The sequence below is a fragment of the Cucumibacter marinus DSM 18995 genome (genome assembly GCF_000429865.1).
Lineage (GTDB): Bacteria > Pseudomonadota > Alphaproteobacteria > Rhizobiales > Devosiaceae > Cucumibacter > Cucumibacter marinus.
Genome location: NZ_KE386979.1, coordinates 167,784 through 184,656, shown reverse-complemented (window position 1 = coordinate 184,656; position 16,873 = coordinate 167,784). Strand labels below are relative to the sequence as shown.

General features: G+C 61.1%; 12 protein-coding genes. 8 read left to right on the top strand and 4 right to left on the bottom strand.

The features are described from left to right. Window positions 1-51: 51 nt before the first annotated feature. Together G489_RS21150 and G489_RS0116500 are read right to left on the bottom strand one after the other, a co-directional pair. Window positions 52-1,308, bottom strand: coding sequence for a spinster family MFS transporter (locus tag G489_RS21150; protein WP_051332754.1), 1,257 nt, complete (start codon window positions 1,306-1,308; stop codon window positions 52-54). Window positions 1,309-1,455: 147 nt separating this feature from the next. Then, window positions 1,456-2,115 (bottom strand): DUF4386 family protein, encoded by a 660-nt coding sequence (locus G489_RS0116500; protein ID WP_029042442.1) that lies wholly within the window; start codon window positions 2,113-2,115, stop codon window positions 1,456-1,458. 159 nt (window positions 2,116-2,274) lie between these two features. Between G489_RS0116500 and G489_RS0116495 the strand changes: the two genes are divergently transcribed. Further along, window positions 2,275-3,306 (top strand): AraC family transcriptional regulator, encoded by a 1,032-nt coding sequence (locus tag G489_RS0116495; protein WP_029042441.1) that lies wholly within the window; start codon window positions 2,275-2,277, stop codon window positions 3,304-3,306. A gap of 255 nt (window positions 3,307-3,561) precedes the next feature. Here G489_RS0116495 and G489_RS0116490 read toward each other — a convergent pair whose 3' ends face one another. After that, complete coding sequence (locus tag G489_RS0116490; protein ID WP_029042440.1) at window positions 3,562-4,989, bottom strand: KAP family P-loop NTPase fold protein; 1,428 nt, start codon at window positions 4,987-4,989, stop codon at window positions 3,562-3,564. 367 nt (window positions 4,990-5,356) lie between these two features. Between G489_RS0116490 and dctP the strand changes: the two genes are divergently transcribed. The 7 genes from dctP to G489_RS0116455 all read left to right on the top strand — a co-directional run bounded on the left by dctP (window position 5,357) and on the right by G489_RS0116455 (window position 15,386). After that, window positions 5,357-6,406: a TRAP transporter substrate-binding protein DctP gene (gene dctP / locus G489_RS21145; RefSeq protein ID WP_051332753.1), complete on the top strand. Its 1,050-nt coding sequence runs from the start codon at window positions 5,357-5,359 to the stop codon at window positions 6,404-6,406. Continuing rightward, window positions 6,403-8,394: a putative bifunctional diguanylate cyclase/phosphodiesterase gene (locus G489_RS22060; protein WP_051332752.1), complete on the top strand. Its 1,992-nt coding sequence runs from the start codon at window positions 6,403-6,405 to the stop codon at window positions 8,392-8,394. The genes dctP and G489_RS22060 overlap by 4 nt, the downstream gene beginning before the upstream one ends. A 102-nt stretch (window positions 8,395-8,496) precedes the next feature. Beyond that, complete coding sequence (locus G489_RS0116475; protein ID WP_029042439.1) at window positions 8,497-8,913, top strand: RidA family protein; 417 nt, start codon at window positions 8,497-8,499, stop codon at window positions 8,911-8,913. A 190-nt stretch (window positions 8,914-9,103) separates the two neighbouring features. Beyond that, window positions 9,104-10,057, top strand: a complete 954-nt coding sequence (locus G489_RS22825; protein WP_245578949.1) for an ImuA family protein — start codon at window positions 9,104-9,106, stop codon at window positions 10,055-10,057. Further along, entirely contained in the window at window positions 9,960-11,465 is a 1,506-nt protein-coding gene (locus G489_RS0116465) for a Y-family DNA polymerase (RefSeq protein WP_245578960.1), read from the top strand. The genes G489_RS22825 and G489_RS0116465 overlap by 98 nt, the downstream gene beginning before the upstream one ends. Further along, window positions 11,465-14,788 (top strand): error-prone DNA polymerase, encoded by a 3,324-nt coding sequence (locus G489_RS0116460; protein ID WP_455423268.1) that lies wholly within the window; start codon window positions 11,465-11,467, stop codon window positions 14,786-14,788. The genes G489_RS0116465 and G489_RS0116460 overlap by 1 nt, the downstream gene beginning before the upstream one ends. A 22-nt stretch (window positions 14,789-14,810) precedes the next feature. Beyond that, complete coding sequence (locus G489_RS0116455) at window positions 14,811-15,386, top strand: YdeI/OmpD-associated family protein (protein WP_035873221.1); 576 nt, start codon at window positions 14,811-14,813, stop codon at window positions 15,384-15,386. Between the two features lie 6 nt (window positions 15,387-15,392). On the opposite strand, the gene G489_RS22055 is transcribed toward G489_RS0116455, so the two are convergent. Beyond that, window positions 15,393-16,871, bottom strand: coding sequence for a class I adenylate-forming enzyme family protein (locus G489_RS22055; RefSeq protein WP_051332750.1), 1,479 nt, complete (start codon window positions 16,869-16,871; stop codon window positions 15,393-15,395). Window positions 16,872-16,873: the final 2 nt, after the last annotated feature.

Sequence of the window (16,873 nt, the reverse complement as noted above, 5' to 3'; positions counted from 1 at the left end):
GCGGAACCTGATTGGCGCGACCGGTCCTTGGCGATGATGGCTGGTTTCAACCTACTTGCTATAGGTTTCACTTTGTCCTGCACTGGTGCGCGCGGGCAATGTCTTCATGGCAATCCAATAGTGGAAGGCGCTCCAGACACCGATCACCTGCACGCTCACGATGGACCAGCCCAGCGCCCGGTCTCCGGATGCGGCGAATACCGTGTCGCTCAAGACCCCGATAAGCGTTGGCCCGACACCAACGCCCACAACGGAAAACGCGAACATGAAAATCGCCGTTGCCATCGGGCGCATCGCCGGTTCCACTCGTCCATGGAGGAAGGCAAAGGTCGGCCCCCAGAAGACGCTGGCCAACCCGATGGGCACCAGCAGGCTCAAGAGCGCGGGTACGGTTGGCTCAATGATGGCGAAAGCGGCAGAAAACGGCTTTCCGATCAGAATGGCCGCGACGACCATCCCCAGCCGGAAGCGCGGGTTTGTCCTGCCGTATCTGTCCGCAAGTTGGCCGCTTGCCCAGGTCACAATGCTACCCAGTATTCCCGCGCTCAATGCCAGAAAAACGCCGGTTTGAATGAGCGAAAGGCCGTGGGTCCGGATCATGAACGGGGCGTTCCAGGTCAGGCCGGCATGGGTCAGCACGGACGCCAGGGAAACCCCGATCAGGGCGTGACGAAGACCGCGATCCCGCCAGATCGCATGCCAGGTTTGCAGGAACAGGCCCCGCTTTGAAACCCGTTCACTATGGTCGCGCTGCGGCTCCCGAACAAAGACAAACAAAATGACAGCAAGGATCAGGCCGGGCACACCGGCAATCAGAAAAGCGCCTCTCCATCCCAGAAGTTCACCGGCGATGCCGCCGACCAGAAACGCCAGCAGAACGCCGAGATTGGCGCCCACAACGAAGCTCGCCATGGCCGAGGTGCGCCGCTCGGCCGGATAGAGATCCGAGATTATGGAGTGAGCCGGGACAACGGCGCCGGATTCGCCGATCCCGACACCAAAGCGTGCCAGCATGAGTTGCCAGAAGTTCTGTGCCGCGGCAACGGAAAGCGTGAGAAGGCTCCACACAGCGGTCGATATGCCAATGATGTTGCGGCGGTTCCCCCGCGCAGAAAGCTTGGCGATGGGAAAACCGAACATGGCATAAACGACAATGAACACACCCCCGGACAGCAGGCCGAGTTGCGTGTTGTTGAGGCTAAATTCTTTGGAAATGTCGTCCAGCAAAATGGACAGAATGGTCCGGTCCATCTGGTTGACGGCCAGAATGGCGATCAGAATGATGAGGACAGTGCGCGGGTTCTGCATGTGGTTCGCCCATTTGAAAATACGAGCAGAACCCGCCAATCATTTTTTCTGCCAAACGCAATCAGATCAAGCCTCGAAAAAAAAGCGCCCCACACTGTGGGGCGCTTTGCACTCGGCTTGCGTTCAGGGAAGTCGCTTGCTGCAACCTCAGGCTTTGCGGGTTAGCAACGCAATGCCGACCCACGCGAACCAGACAATGTAACCAAGTCCGAACACAGAGCCGGCAGTGTCATTCAGCGCCGGGACAAGGGTCAACAGGCCCGATGCGCCAATCACGAGGCTGAAGTAGCCAAGGGATTTTGGCATCAACGCTGTCCGCAGCATGGCCGCACCGGCGACCAGCGCCCAAACAGCACCGGCGATCTCGTTACCGCCGCCAAGACCGTTTTCAACGCCAGAGAATATCTGCCACATCAGCACCGCGCCTTCGGGGTCGGAAACATATTGGGCAGCGACGACTTCGTTGCCGACATTCGCAACCATGCCTGCGCCGACCACAAGGGTCGCCCAAAGCGCACCAAAAACCTGCGTGACCGTGGCGAGGGTCGGTGCCAGCGGCTTGAAGATGTCGGCGAGCACAATGGCCAGGATTGCAACCAGAAAGCCATTGACCAGATAAATGATCGTGTACCACCAGGTCATGAGTGTGCGCTCATTGACCACGAAGGAAACGACGGTGGCGGGATCGGCATCCGCCATGCCGTACCCGGATCCGGCAAGGACTGTGAGGAGGAGGACGAAGCCGAAAATATAAGTGGCGGCAGCACCAAATCCGGCAGCGGCGCCCCATTTCTGAAGTGAAAACATGTCTGTCACCTTTCTGTTTGGGGCGGCGAAACCGCTGTCCCCGTGTTGGAATGGTGAGGGTATAGGCGACGCCTCCCCAGGTGGGCATGACCGCTGGTTTCAAGTTGTTGGCCTTGGGCGTCATGTTGGATAAGGTCCTGCCCAAACGAGTATGATCAGATGAAACGCGCAACAGTCGCCGCAGGACTGGTTCGTTCGCTTGCCGCATACGCGGCACGCTGGGGATTGAACCAATCCGACGTCCTTCAAGAGGTCGGACTGACCGAGAGCGACCTAGGCGATCAAGACAGCCGCATCGGCTTTGACATCTATTTGAAACTGATCGATGTGCTGATTTCTCAGACCGGCGAACCAGCTTTGCTGGCAAAGCACGCCGTTGAGACGCAACTCGAGAAAATCAGTGTCGTCGGGTTGATCGTTGGCTCCGCCGCCTCACTGCCCGACGCGATGGCGCAGCTGAACCGCTATGCCACGCTCATGGTGGAAATCGACATTATGGAGGGCGGCCCGCGTTTCAGCGTTTCGCAGGAAGGCGGCGAAGTCTGGATCACCGACAACAGGCCCGACCCGAACACCAGCCCGGCTTTGACCGAGGCCGCATTCGGACGGTTCATCGGCGAATTCAGGCGCAACCTTCCCGAACACCCGTTTGCGGTGCGGATTGAAATGACTCATGCCCAACCGGCACATGCGGACCAACTGGAGCAAATATTGCAATGCCCCATCGCCTTTGGATGTACGCGCAATGCAATGCAAATCGCTCCCGAATGGCTCTTACGTCCTTTCGAAAACACGTCGCGCTACGTATTCGGCATTTTCGCGGATAAGGCGGATGCCCTCCTCGCGGAGCTGGAAAAGGAAGATAGCATCCGTTCACGCGTGGAAGCCGAGCTGATGCCTGGTCTTCACAAGGGCGAGGCTTCGATCGACGCGATCGCTTCCGAACTCGGCATGAGCCGGGCCACGCTCTATCGCCGCCTCAAGCAGGAAGGCACGACCTTCGCAGAAATCGCCGATGAATTGCGGTGCCGCATGGCATCCGATTATCTCGCGGCCCGCAAGGTCTCCGTCAATGAAGCGGCCTATCTCGTGGGGTTTTCGGAGGCTTCCTCATTTGTGCGCGCCTTCCGTCGCTGGACCGGGCAGACCCCGGCCGAATATCGCAATCAATTGCTCGCGGCGTCGGCCTGATTGACCTCCCACGACAATGAGCTGCGATGCCCGGCCATGTCCCACCGAGACTCTCCCCGCAGATTGGCTCCTAGGAATAATGCTGAACTAAATATCAATCAGCGGGATTTCCGTTGGATGCCGTTCGTGTTGCCCCGCCTCATAAGCTGGTGATCTACAATAATTTATGTCCGGTCCATCTCGGCGCGATGGAAAATCTGCGGGCGGTCTCGATTGACTTCAAGGGCACCTATCTAAAGACGTGAAAATTCAATCTTATCCATCGTGTTCGTCCGTCGACGAGAACCGGCCTGCATAGGCAACCAAAGACGGCAAACGCGATTGTATGCTTGGCGAGCCTTGCTTGATCGGCACCCCGTTATACTCACGCGAAAATGCATTAGAGATGTATCTAGCTTGCCAATCGCGCGAACTCCCTGATGATTTCTCGATTGCATAATCCAAACTCTCTGACATCTTGATAATCTCTCCTAACGCGGACTTGACGGAAAAACTATCCGTCCCGCGAATCACATTGCCAAATTCACTGCGCCTGGCTCGCGAGAATGAAAAATTCTTAGGTATTTCAGCGACTAGATTTTCAACATTTACTCTGCCAGTGCGAATCAATTGAATTGCAAGTGGCACAAGGAAAACTATTTCTGGATCGATTTGGTGAACCCATCCGTCAAGGACGTATTCAATAGTCTCAGAAAGTTTCTGCGTTTCTCTCAGATTTAGATTATAAGAACCAACAGCAACACGCAGAAATTCCATTATATCTTCGACAGGACAATTTAGCGAACGTGAATTTATTTCTTTGAAGACAAACTCTATGAAATTCGATCTATCTGGCGCTTGAAGATCATAAGTTATATCAAAGAAACGTTGGAGATATCGGAATCCTTCAAAATTCGGACCATAGGCGCCCACTATACTATGCTGAAGTTGACTTGAATTTGTTGCGAATACAAACACGACACCATTAGCATCAAATAGATGTTTAATTCTCTCAAGCAAAGCAATAGCATAACTTGGACGACATCTGTCCAACTCGTCAATCAATACAAATAGTAGCTTCTCTTGGCTAATGCAATCTACAACATGCCCCATTCGTTCACGAAATTGGTCTATCGACGATCGTTGTTGATTGAACTTTGAGATCATCGCGTCAGTGGCCTTCGACAACGCAAAAGCCTGCCGTATCCCCTCTTTTGCTCCAGCAGCAAGTCCTTCATCCACACTTGAACTTTCACCATCCGCGAACAGGTCATCGATCTCGGAATCGAGATATCGCTTAACAGTGGCCCGTGTTGCCCCTGCAAAAACTCGCCCCATGGTGGGAAGCGCCGATTCCTTGACTTTCTTCCAGCGGTCTCTAACGGTGACATTTTCAGGGATTAAAGGTTTGATGGCCTCATCAATCGCCGAAAGAACCGCCACAAAAGGGTCGTCCGTATGATCGTCGCGCCACGCATTTACGTTGGCGACAACGTGCCCCCTTGCCTTCAACTGACGGGAAAATCGCTCTAGAAAGAATGACTTACCCTCACCCCAGTCTGCGTCTATGTTGATTACATAGCTGGCCGTTTGGCCATCCTTTCTGCGTTTTGAAACCTGCTTGGAAAGGAAAGACTCCAAATAATCTGCTTCCTCCCGGCGAGAAAGCAAGTCTTCTTCCCATATGTCAGCGTTCGCGCTCATTTGGATGCTTTCGGAACTTATTGGCTAGAAATGAATGAATAGGGGATACTAGAATCCTTTTTTCCTTTCTTAAATAAGTAGAGATATGGAATGATATCTCATTTTACTGTTGCGCGTCGGCCTCACGCTGCAAATTGAAAGATGCATGGCGCTCTGAATCGATCGAAAGCATGCTCACTGTCCCACTATTTGCTACGCGCGTTGACGAACCATTAGCCATTAGACGTAAGTGTTTATCTCAGAGACTTGTGAATTAACTCGTCACCAAAACTCCCCGGCCTAGCGTCCCCTGTAGCCGCCGCGATAGTCGCGCGAATTTCGGCCGTGGGGACGCCGGTGCGGCAATGAGGGGAATGAGGAACGCGATATGCCGGTCTTGGCACGTATGCTCCTTATATGGGCAGCGGCTCTGTTCGGTTGCGCCAATGCCACCAGCGCGCAGCCGGTTCAGGAGACAATCGAAGGGGCAAAGCCGGTCGAGCTTGTCTTTGCCTATTTCGTTTCCGACGGGGGATACTCCTATGAACGTGTCATTGCGCCGTTCGTCGAGCGCATCAACACGGAAGGGGCCGGGCTTGTAGAGGTCAGGCTGGTCGTCAATGGCGCGCTGGGGCCCGATCCGACAGCCCAGCTCGACCTTGTGCGCTCGGGTGTCGCCGACATCGCCTTCATCGTACCCGGCTACACGCCCGCAGCATTGCCCGATCACCGCGTGATCGAACTGCCCGGACTGTTCAACACTCTGCGCGAAGCCACACTCGTTCACCATAAGCTCGCCAGCGCCAACATGTTGCGCGGGCTCGAAGAGGTGAAAGTGCTCGGCGGCTTTGCCACAGCTCCCGAATCCATTCACACCACCCAGCCCGTGAGCACCCTTGCCGATCTCGCGGGCCGCCGCATCCGGGTCAACAACAACATGGAATCGGCCATGCTGACCGAATTCGGTGCAAGGCCCGTCGTCCATGACATCACCGAAATCGCCACCGGTCTGTCCAAGGGCGAGATCGATGGTGCAATGTTGCCACTCTGGCCGCTGGTTGAATTCGGTGCCGCGCGCATCGCCACCCATCACTTCATGCTCAAAACCTGCGCGGCGCCGCTCGCCATCGTCATGAACAGGAAAGTCTTCGAAGGCCTTTCCAGCGAGGTGCAAACGATCATCGAAGAGGCCAGCGGCGACTGGCTCACCGGCAGGTTCATCGACACCATCACCGATTTCGAAGACAAAGTGCTCGCCGATCTGGCTGGCAATGAACGCCGCACCGTGGTGGAGCCCTCTCCAGCAGACATCGACGCCGCCGACACCATATTCGAGGCGGTGCGCAACCGCTGGGCGGCCGAGAGCACCCATAACGCCGCCTTGCTCGCTGCCGCGCAAGCCGAGCTTGGCAGGATCAGAAGCGGGGACGTAAAATGAACAGCCCCCTGATCCGCAAGGCCCGCCGGCTTCTCACGCACCGCGCCATCGCCATCATCGCCATCGTGCTTGGCCTGGTCGTTGGCAGCACCATCGGCGCCGTCAAGCTCGCCACCGACCGGTTGTTGAACGCTAGCGCGACATCAACCGCCCAGCATTGGGCCAATCTGCTCGCCGACACCGTCGGCGATCTCGAACAGATCGGGGCCGGCATGCCGCCTTCACAGGCCAGCACTGCCTTTTTCGACTGGGCGCGCCAGGCGGGCCACGTGTTCCGCTACGAGATCTACAACCGTCAGGGGTATTCCCAGCTGATCTCGGACAAGATCATCGAACAGGTCGATATCTCCGAATACAGTGTCGACGCAGTGAAATCGCTTCAAAGCGAAAGCCCGGTAGTCTCCGTTTTCGAGGGTGACGGCACCACAAAGCCCGAATTCTTTTCCCGCGCGGTTCTGCCGGTGATCGAGGATGGCGAGCCTGTGGCCATTGTCGCCGCCTATGTCGATCAGACCGCGGAACGGCAATTGTTCCGCAACACCTTTGCCGTTGTCTCGGTGTTTCTTTGCCTTGTCACCGGGCTCGCCTTTTCCCTGCCGGCCATGGCCTGGTACCGGCGCACGAGAGAAAAGCGCGTCGCCGACCGACGCATCCGGTTTCTTGCCCATCATGATGCGCTGACCGGGCTGACCAACCGGGTTCGTCTGGTCGAGCGTCTCAACCAGATGCTGCAGCGCCTGCCCGACACCGGCACCGGGCTGGCCATCCATTTCGTCGATCTCGACCGTTTCAAGGAGATCAACGATACCTACGGTCATAGTGCCGGCGATCTGGTGTTGCGGGCGGTCGCGGAGCGGCTGAACCGCGCAAGCGCAGAAGGCGATCTGGTTTCCCGGCTGGGCGGGGACGAATTCATCGTCATCCAGCACAATGTGTCCGACATGCAAGGCGCAGGCTTTTATGCCGAACATCTGGCCGAACAGGTCGGCCACCCTATCGTTCTGCCTTGCGGGCAGGAAGTGGCCTCGACCGCCAGCGTCGGCATCGCCATGGCCCCCGCAGACGGCACCAATTCAGAGCGCCTGCTCAAATGCGCCGACCTGGCGCTTTACGCGGCCAAGGCGGCCGGCAAGAACTGCGCGCGGTTTTTCGAGCCGGAAATGGATGCACGGCTGGAGGAGCGCATCGCGCTTGAGAGACGCCTGCGCGAGGCCATCAGAACCGGCGACTTCGTCCTTCACTATCAGCCGATTGTCGCCCTGCCCGAACGCCGGCTGGTCGGCTTCGAGGCGCTGGTGCGCCTGCCGCATGAGGATGGCTCGCTGATTCCGCCGGGCGTCTTTATCCCGGTGGCCGAGGACCTTCAGTTGATCGACCGGCTCGGCGAGTGGGTGCTGCGCAATGCCTGCGCTGCCGCCGCGGATTGGCCGTCCCACCTCAAGGTGGCGGTCAATCTCTCCCCCACCCAGTTCGATTCGGGGCCGATCTCCGAAATGGTGAGCGATATTCTCGATGAGACCGGTCTCGGTGCTGCCCGCCTCGAGATCGAGATCACCGAGCAATTGTTGATCTCGGACACCGAAGCGGTGATGCAGGAGCTGGCGCGGCTCAAATCGCTCGGCATCTCAATTGCCATGGACGATTTCGGCATCGGCTACTCGTCCCTGAGCTATCTTTGGCGCTTCCCCTTTGACCGGCTCAAGATCGACCGCAGCTTCATGCAGTCCCTCGACAGCAAGGGCCGCAACACCGCCCGTGTCATCCACACCATTGTCGCTCTGGGCCGCGAAATGGATATGGATGTCACCGTCGAGGGCGTGGAGACAGCCCGCCAGCTTGCCTTTCTTCAAACCGTCCAGCCCGATCAGCTTCAGGGCTTTTATTTCGGCCGCCCCATGCCGCTTGATGAGGCCACCTCGATGATCCTCAAGGATCTGGCCGCGCCCCCGTCCTTCAATCAGGCCATCGCGGCGACCCGTGCCGTCTGATGAGGTAATCGCCTTCACTTTTGATCCGGCTGTCCTCCATTGAGTGGATTGCGTGCAAACGAGGCAATAGCCAGTGTTCCCCTGCAACCGGGAGGGACCGACATGTCTTCTGATTCAGCTATTCGCTTCATCAATCCTGAGGGGCTCTATAACCCGACGGGCAATGGCTACGCCCATATCGGCATCGCCCCGGCTGGCGCCGAGCTCGTGTTCATCTCCGGCCAGGGCGGGGAAGACGCCGGTGAGGAGCGAGAGCCCGATTTCCGCGCGCAACTGCGCCAGGCCATCGCCAATGTCAGAACCGCCCTGTCAGCCACGGACCTTTCCGCTTCCGATATCGTCAAGGCAACGGTGATGATCGTCGATCATTCCATGGACCGGCTGCAGATCTTCGGCGAGGAATGGGCCGGCCTGTTTCCCGATCGGCGCTATCCGGCCATGACGCTTCTGCCCGTCCCCTGCCTGGCGGTGCCCGACATGATGGTCGAGATCGAAATCATCGCCGCCCGCCGGGCCTGACCTCCCCTCACAGAATCCCCAATCCCCCGGCCAGACTCGGGTTCCGGCGATTCCGAGATTGATTTGTTCTCTTTTTGTTCCTATGCTGCCGGACTGCGAGAGGCGTCCGGCCGATAGCTTTGACCATCCGCCCCGCGCTCGCCCTGTCAGTCGTAACCAGTCAACGCCCTTTTTGGGCGGCAGGTGAACTATGGCCGCGCGTATCGAACGGCAGCAAGGCAATATGCAGGAGGGAACGCCGCCCGAAACAGGGCGCGAAAGCCGGATCGAGGCGCTGCGCCGGCATATCGCCGACCGCGAAACGGTTCTGACCGCCCCTGCCGCCGCCCTGCCCCTCGGTCCCGGCGACATCGACCGGAGCCTGCCCGGTGGCGGGCTGGCGCTCGGTACCCTGCATGAAATCCTGCCGGCCGCCTGGCGCGATATTCCGGCCACGCTCGGCTTCGGCTTCGCGCTCGCCGCCCGCCTGCTCGCTGCCCGGCCGGGACCGGTTCTCTGGGTCCTGCCAACACATCTGAGTCACCGGCACGGCCTGCTTTATCCCCCCGGCTTCGCCGCCATGGGGCTCGATCCCGACCGGATCATCGCCGTGACGGTCAAATCCGGTCAGAACCTGCTCTGGGCACTCGAGGAAGGCCTCGACCATCCTGCCCTCGCCGGGGTGATCGGGCTGATGCCCGGTGACGACCACAGCTATGACTTCACCGCCAGCCGCCGGTTGGTACTGCGGGCCCATCAGTCCGGGGTCACTGCGCTGATGCTGCGCGATCAGCCGCCGGAAGGGGCGGGCGAAGCCACCGCCGCCCTTACCCGCTGGCAGGTTGGCGCCCTGCCCAGCATCGCCCGGCCCTACCGCAATGCTGCACTGCCCGGACTCGGCCTGCCGCGCTGGCGCATCGAACTGATCAAATGCAAGCAGGGAGCCCCCGGCGGCTGGGAGGTCACTTGGGATCATGAAACGCTATCTCTGTCTCTATCTGCCCCACTGGCCAATCGAGAGGCGCCGCAAACACCTGCCGCCGCTTTCGGGCGATGGCGCGGCGCCACTGGCCCTGACCGCCACCACCCAGCACGGCCCGCGGCTTACGGCGATCAGCCCCAAAGGGCTCAGCGCGGGGCTCAGCGTCGGCATGCCACTGGCTGACGCCCGGGCGCTCACCCCCGGCCTTCAGGTCGCCGATGCTGATCTTGACGGCGATATCGAAGCGCTTTCCCGGCTGACATTGTGGTGCACCCGCTACAGCCCGGTCGCAGAGGTGCAGGGGCTTGACGGCATCGCCATCGATTTGACCGGTGTCGCCCATCTGTTTGGCGGCGAAGGCCGGCTTGTCGAGGATTTGGCCGGAAAGCTTGAAGGCTTCGGACTGACCGCAAGCCTTGTCGTCGCTCCCACCATCGGTGCCGCCTGGGCGCTGGCCCGTTATGGCGACCGTCCGCTCAACCGCATTGGCGTCAACCGGCTGGGCGCATGGCTGGCGCCCCTGCCCGTCGCGGCCCTGCGCCTGCCCCTTGCCACCGTCGAGGGGCTGGGCCGCCTCGGGCTCAAGCGCATTGGCGATCTTGTGGGCAAGCCCCGCGCCCCGCTCACCGCCCGGTTCGGCCCCGAACTGATGATCCGGCTCGATCAGGCGCTCGGCCGCCATGCCGAGGCGCTTGTACCCCTGAGGCCTGTCCCGCATTTCCGCCGCGTGGCCCGCTTTGCCGAGCCGATCATGGCCCAGGGCGATATCGAGGCGGTGCTGACCCGGCTTGCCCATGCCCTCGCCAATCGGCTCGAAACCGCCGGCACGGCGGGCCGCAGCTTTGTCTTCACCCTGTTCCGGGTCGATGGCAAATCCACCAGCCTCGATATCCGCACTGCCCGCCCGACCCGTGATGCGGCTCATATCCTGCGGCTCTTCCGCGACCGGCTCGCCAGCATGGCCGAGGAGGTCGATGCTGGTTTCGGTTTCGACATCATGGCATTGGGCGCTTTCGACACCGAGGGTCAGGACGCCACCCAACCCGGCCTGTCTCCCGAACCGGGCATCGCCGATCCGCAGGATCTTGCCATTCTCATCGACCGGCTCGTGACCCGTTTCGGGGGCGACCGCGTGACCCGCTTCGTCCCCCGCGAAAGCTACCTGCCCGAGCGCGCCGCCGCCGGGATCAGCGCCATCGAGGCCGGCCACATCGGCAAGGCGGGAAAAGGCGCGGCGCTCGCTCCCGGCTCCCCCTGGGCCGAGCACCTCGCCATGAGCCAGGGCGGACATCATCAGGGCCGCCCGCTCCTCATCCTCACCACACCATCCCCGATCGAGACCCTCGCCGAACTGCCCGACGGACCGCCCGCCCGCTTTACCTGGCAGCGCGTCGCCCACAAGGTGACCCGCGCCGAGGGTCCCGAACGCATCGAGCCCGAATGGTGGAGCGTACCTGATGGCCAGGCGCCGCCGCCCCGCGATTATTACCGGGTCGAGGACGATCAGGGCCGCCGCTACTGGCTGTTCCGCGAAGGGCTTTATGACGGCGGCACACCCCCGCGCTGGTATATGCACGGGGTGCTCCCATGATGTCCGACGGCATGAATCCTGCCCCCGCCCCCCGCTTTGCCGAACTCGGCGTGGCCAGCAATTTTTCGTTCCTGCGCGGCGCTTCCCATGCGGCCGAACTGGTGGTCGCCGCAAGGGCGCTGGGGCTTGAAGCCATCGGCATTGCCGACCGCAATACCCTGGCGGGTATCGTGCGGGCTCATACCGCGGCGAAACAGCATGGCATTCGCCTTGTGGTGGGCGCACGTCTTGTCCTGCAGGACGGTTTCGAGACCCTGTGCTTCCCTCAGGACATCACCGCCTATGCCCGGCTGACCCAGATGCTGACCGCCGGCAATCGCCGCGCGCCCAAGGGCGAATGTCACCTGACCCTCGCCGATCTGATGGAATTCGGTGAAGGCCAGAACCTGATCGCCATGCCGCCGCCCCCCGCACGGTTGGCCGAAGAGGCCGAGGCCCTCATCCCCAGTGGCATGGATTTCGAGATGGTCGTGACCCGGCTCGCCGCCCGCTTCCCCGGCCAGGTCTTTCTCGCCGCCCGGCACCTTTACCGGGGCGATGATCGCGCCCGGCTGGCCGGCCTTGCCGATATGGCCGATCGCTGCGGCGCCCCGCTGGTGGTCACCAATGACGTGCTTTATCACAGCCCCGACCGGCGCCCCCTGCAGGACATTCTCACCTGCATCCGCACCCACACCACGATCGATGCCGCCGGGTTCCGGCTCGAGGCCAATGCCGAGCGCCACCTTAAATCCCCCGCAGAAATGGCCCGCCTGTTCAAGGGCTTCGAGGATGCGTTGGCCCGCAGTATCGAGATCACGCAGCGATGCCGTTTCTCGCTTGAAGAGCTGCGCTATCAATATCCCGATGAACCGGCCGGTGACAGCGCCTCACCCCAGCAAGAGCTGGAACGGTTGACCTGGCAGGGCGCCAGGAACCGGTTTCCCGGTCATGTGCCCGAAAAGGTCGTCAGCAGCATCCGCCACGAGCTCGAGCTGATCGCGGAAAAGAACTACGCGCCTTACTTCCTGACCGTTTACGACATTGTCCGCTTCGCCCGCTCCCTGCCCGACCCGATCCTGTGTCAGGGGCGCGGTTCGGCGGCCAATTCGGTCGTGTGCTATTGCCTTGGCGTCACCTCGGTGAACCCGACCGAGATCGATCTTCTGTTCGAGCGCTTCATCTCCAATGATCGCGACGAACCCCCCGATATCGATGTCGATTTCGAACATGCCCGGCGCGAGGAGGTCATCCAGTACATCTATGAAAAATATGGCCGCCACCGCGCCGGCATCGCCGCCACCGTCATCACCTACCGCACCCGCAGCGCAGTGCGCGAGGTCGGCAAGGCCATGGGCCTGTCTCCCGATGTCGTCGGCGCGCTGGCCGAAGGGGTCTGGGGCTGGTCCTCGAAAGGGGTTTCCCAGGAGCGCGTGCGCGAGGCCGGCCTCGATCCCGCCGATCCGCGCCTGGCCCTGGCGCTACGCCTCACCACGGAACTGATCGGCTTTCCGCGTCACCTGTCCCAGCATGTTGGCGGCTTTGTCATTACCCGCGACCGGCTCGACCATCTTGTGCCGATTGCCAATGCGGCCATGCAGGACCGCACCTATGTCGAATGGGACAAGGACGATCTCGACGCCCTCGACATGATGAAGGTCGATGTGCTCGCGCTCGGCATGCTTACCTGCCTCAAAAAGGCGTTCGACCTGATGCAGGATCATTACGACCTGCCCCTCACCCTGGCCAATGTACCGCGCGAGGATCCGGCGGTTTATGACATGATGTGCGCTGCCGACACGGTCGGGGTATTCCAGATCGAAAGCCGGGCCCAGATGTCGATGCTGCCGCGCCTGCGCCCGCGCGAATTCTACGATCTCGTCATCCAGATCGCCATTGTCCGCCCCGGTCCGATCCAGGGCGACATGGTGCATCCCTATCTGCGCCGCCGCGACGGAGACGAGCCGGTCGAATATCCCTCGAAAGAACTCGAGGCCGTGCTCAAAAAGACCTTCGGCGTCCCCCTGTTCCAGGAGCAGGCCATGAAGATCGCCATTGTCGGGGCCGGCTTTTCACCGGCTAGGGCTGACGGGCTGCGGCGGGCCATGGCCAGCTTCCGGCATACCGGCACGATCGGCAATTTCCGCGAGGATTTCATCAAGGGCATGATCGGCAATGGCTATACCCCCGACTTCGCCGAGCGCTGTTTCAAGCAGATCGAGGGGTTTTCCGATTACGGGTTCCCCGAAAGCCATTCAGCCAGCTTTGCCGTGCTCGCCTATGCCTCGTCATGGATCAAATGCCATTATCCGGATGTCTTCGCCTGCGCGATCCTCAATGCCCAGCCGCTCGGCTTCTATTCCTCATCCTCGCTGGTGCGCGACTTCCGCGAGCATGGCGGCACCACCCGCCCGGTCGATATCAACCTGTCCAACTGGGATCACCGGCTCGAGGAAACCGCCAATCCGCGCGCCCTCACATCAATGGGCGGCGGCGCCTTTGCCCTCAGGCTCGGCCTGAGGCAGATCAAGGGCCTGCGCTCCGAGGCCGGCGAACGGATCGAGGCCACGCGCAGAAAGGGGTTCGACAGCATGCGCGACTTCTATTTCCGGACCGGTCTGCCCATCGCCACCATCGAAAGACTGGCGGAAGCCGATGCCTTCAACTCGATCGGCCTTAATCGACGCGATGCGCTCTGGGCCATCAAGGGATTGCGCGGGCAGGACGGCTCCCGCGCCGCGGTGGAGGACCTGCCACTCTTCGCCTCGGGCCGGGACGAACGCTTCATTTCCTTCCAGCGCGAGCAGGAAGTCGGCCTGCCCCCCATGCCGCTCGGCGAACATGTGGTCGAGGATTACCAGAGCCTCAAACTGTCGCTGAAAGCGCATCCGGTCTCCTTCATCCGGCCCCGCCTTGCCGGGCTCGGCTATGTGCCCACATCGGGCCTCAAGGACGTCCCCGATGGCCGCATGACCGCCACATCGGGCCTCATCCTGGTTCGCCAGCGCCCCGGTACCGCCAAGGGCGTCATCTTCCTCACTCTCGAGGACGAGACCGGCACTGCCAATGTGATTGTGTGGCCCAAGGTCTTTGAGCGGTTCCGCCGGGTTCTGCTCGGCTCGCGCCTGATCGGCATCAAGGGTAAGCTGCAAAAGGAAAAGGGCGTCATTCACCTGGTCGCCAACCGCCTTGTCGATCTGACCGGAGAACTGATGGACACCATGACCGCCGAACCGGTTGAAGGCGAAGAGGGAGCGGCGCGGCAAAACCGCACCGATACCGCCCGCCTCTGGCAACACCCCCGCAACGTCTCGGTGCTGCCCAAAGGCCGCAATTTCCACTAACCTCGGCGTCCACCAAAGGCCCATGCAGATCGATCCCGACGCCACCATCAGCTTTGAAACTCCGCAGGAATTCGCCGCCTGGCTGGCCGATCACCACGCCCGTCAAAACGAAGTCTGGATCAAGCTCTACAAGAAGGCTTCGGGGATCCCTTCGATCACCTGGGAAGAAGCGGTGATCGAGGCCCTTGCCTGGGGCTGGATCGATGCGATCAAGAAATCGGGAGGTGAGGATCACTGGTTCCAGCGTTTCACGCCGCGCAAACCCAGATCGGCCTGGTCGGCCAAAAACCGCGCTCATGCCGAAAAGCTGATCGCCGAGGGGCGCATGCAGCCCCCGGGCCTCGCCCAGATCGAGGCGGCACAAAAGGACGGCCGCTGGCACAAGACCTATGCCGGCCAATCAAGCTTTCAAATGCCCAGGGATGTGCTCGAGGCGATTGCCGCCGAACCTCGGGCGCAGGCGCATTACGATGCTCTCGACCGCAGAAACCGCTTTGCAATCTACCTTCGTGTGATCAGCGCCAAAAAGCCCGAGACCCGGACCAGGCGGATCGCCGGTTTCGTCGACATGCTGACCCGCGGCGAGAAGCTCTACTGAACGATGCTAACTGAATTCTGCGGGATCGAGCCGATCGACCAGCCGCGCCAGCGACGCCCGGTCGATCTTGCCGAAATCACTGCGCGGAATGGCTTCGACCTTGACGTAGTGTCTCGGGTGTTTGGTCCGCATCAGCCGCTGTGAAGCCTGTCGGCGCAAGCCCGGCACAACATCGGACAGCGCACCTTCGCAGACCACCAGCGCAATCGGCACATGCCCATGAACCGCATCCTCGATGCCGGCAACGCCGACATCGAGCACGCCTGCAACCCCACCCAGCGCCACCTCGACTTCTTCCGGCGACACCCGCTCATTGTTGCAGATGATGACGAAATCTGCCCGGTTGCGGAAATGCAGTTCTCCTGCCTTGTCGATGAACCCGGTATCGCCCGACTTGAACCAGCCGTTCTCGACATCGCGCCGGTCCAGCACCCCGTCGCGGACATAGCCCGACATCAGGCTGGTGCCGCTGACGATGATCTCGCCCAACTCGTCGGGCGCGGCGTCGGCCCCGTCCGGGCGCACAACGCGAACGGTCGTGCCCTCGATGGCCCGGCCCACCGGCAAAATGCCGTCAGGGGCATGAACCTGACCATCCATCCAGCGATAGCTGACCCGCGGCGAATTCTCGGTGAAGCCGTAGATCCCCACAACCCGGGCATTCGGGCAATTACGGCGCAACCGCTCGACGAGATCCATGGTCAGCGCCTGCCCCGTCGACTGCACCACCTCGAGCGGATCCAATGTGACGCCAAGCTCCTCGGCGACCTCCGCGATGCGGGTGAAGAGCATCGGGTTTCCCGATATCCGGCCGATCCGGTATTGGCGGATCGCTTCGATCAGCCCGGGCACATCGAACATGCCCGCGCCCCAGGGCAGAATCGCCCCGCCGCTCCACAAGGCACTCAGGATCTGGTTGAACCCCGAGGAGTAATGCGGCGGCATAAACACCACCGTCCGGCTGTCCCGATTAAGCCCGAGATAGGCACTCACCGCCCTGACATTGGCGCTGACCGCTTCATGGGTCAGCAGCACCCCCTTGGGTTTGCCCGTCGTGCCGGAGGTATGAAGGATCGCCGCTGTCCCTTGCGGCGGGTCAAAGCGGTCGCCCGGGCGCGCTGATTCAATGACCCAGTCCCCATAGTCGGCGATGAGGTTGTGCCCGCGGCCGGCCGGACCGGCATAGAAGCGGCAATCGGCATTAGACAGAACATGGTCCCGATCCGCCGGCCGTGCCCGGGGATGAATAGGCACCAGCACAAACCCGGCCCCACCACAGGCGAGCGCCAGGGCGAAATTATCGAGCCCGATCGCCAGCATCGCGCCGACCCGATCACCCTTTTTCGCGCCTGCCTTGCGCAGCGTGGCAGCCAGTTCGGCGGCGCGGTCGAGCAAGGTCCGATAGCTGGCGGGATCGGACCCGCAAACCGCTTCCGCATCCAGGCCGTCCGTGCGGCCGAGAATATCGTCGAAGATGGTGTTCACGG

Bases quoted from the DNA above. Each gene is read 5' to 3' on its own strand.
- G489_RS21150 (WP_051332754.1), bottom strand. From the start codon at position 1,308: ATGCAGAACCCGCGCACTGTCCTCATCATTCTGATCGCCATTCTGGCC.
- G489_RS0116500 (WP_029042442.1), bottom strand. From the start codon at position 2,115: ATGTTTTCACTTCAGAAATGGGGCGCCGCTGCCGGATTTGGTGCTGCC.
- G489_RS0116495 (WP_029042441.1), top strand. From the start codon at position 2,275: ATGAAACGCGCAACAGTCGCCGCAGGACTGGTTCGTTCGCTTGCCGCA.
- G489_RS0116490 (WP_029042440.1), bottom strand. From the start codon at position 4,989: ATGAGCGCGAACGCTGACATATGGGAAGAAGACTTGCTTTCTCGCCGG.
- dctP (WP_051332753.1), top strand. From the start codon at position 5,357: ATGCCGGTCTTGGCACGTATGCTCCTTATATGGGCAGCGGCTCTGTTC.
- G489_RS22060 (WP_051332752.1), top strand. From the start codon at position 6,403: ATGAACAGCCCCCTGATCCGCAAGGCCCGCCGGCTTCTCACGCACCGC.
- G489_RS0116475 (WP_029042439.1), top strand. From the start codon at position 8,497: ATGTCTTCTGATTCAGCTATTCGCTTCATCAATCCTGAGGGGCTCTAT.
- G489_RS22825 (WP_245578949.1), top strand. From the start codon at position 9,104: ATGGCCGCGCGTATCGAACGGCAGCAAGGCAATATGCAGGAGGGAACG.
- G489_RS0116460 (WP_455423268.1), top strand. From the start codon at position 11,465: ATGTCCGACGGCATGAATCCTGCCCCCGCCCCCCGCTTTGCCGAACTC.
- G489_RS0116455 (WP_035873221.1), top strand. From the start codon at position 14,811: ATGCAGATCGATCCCGACGCCACCATCAGCTTTGAAACTCCGCAGGAA.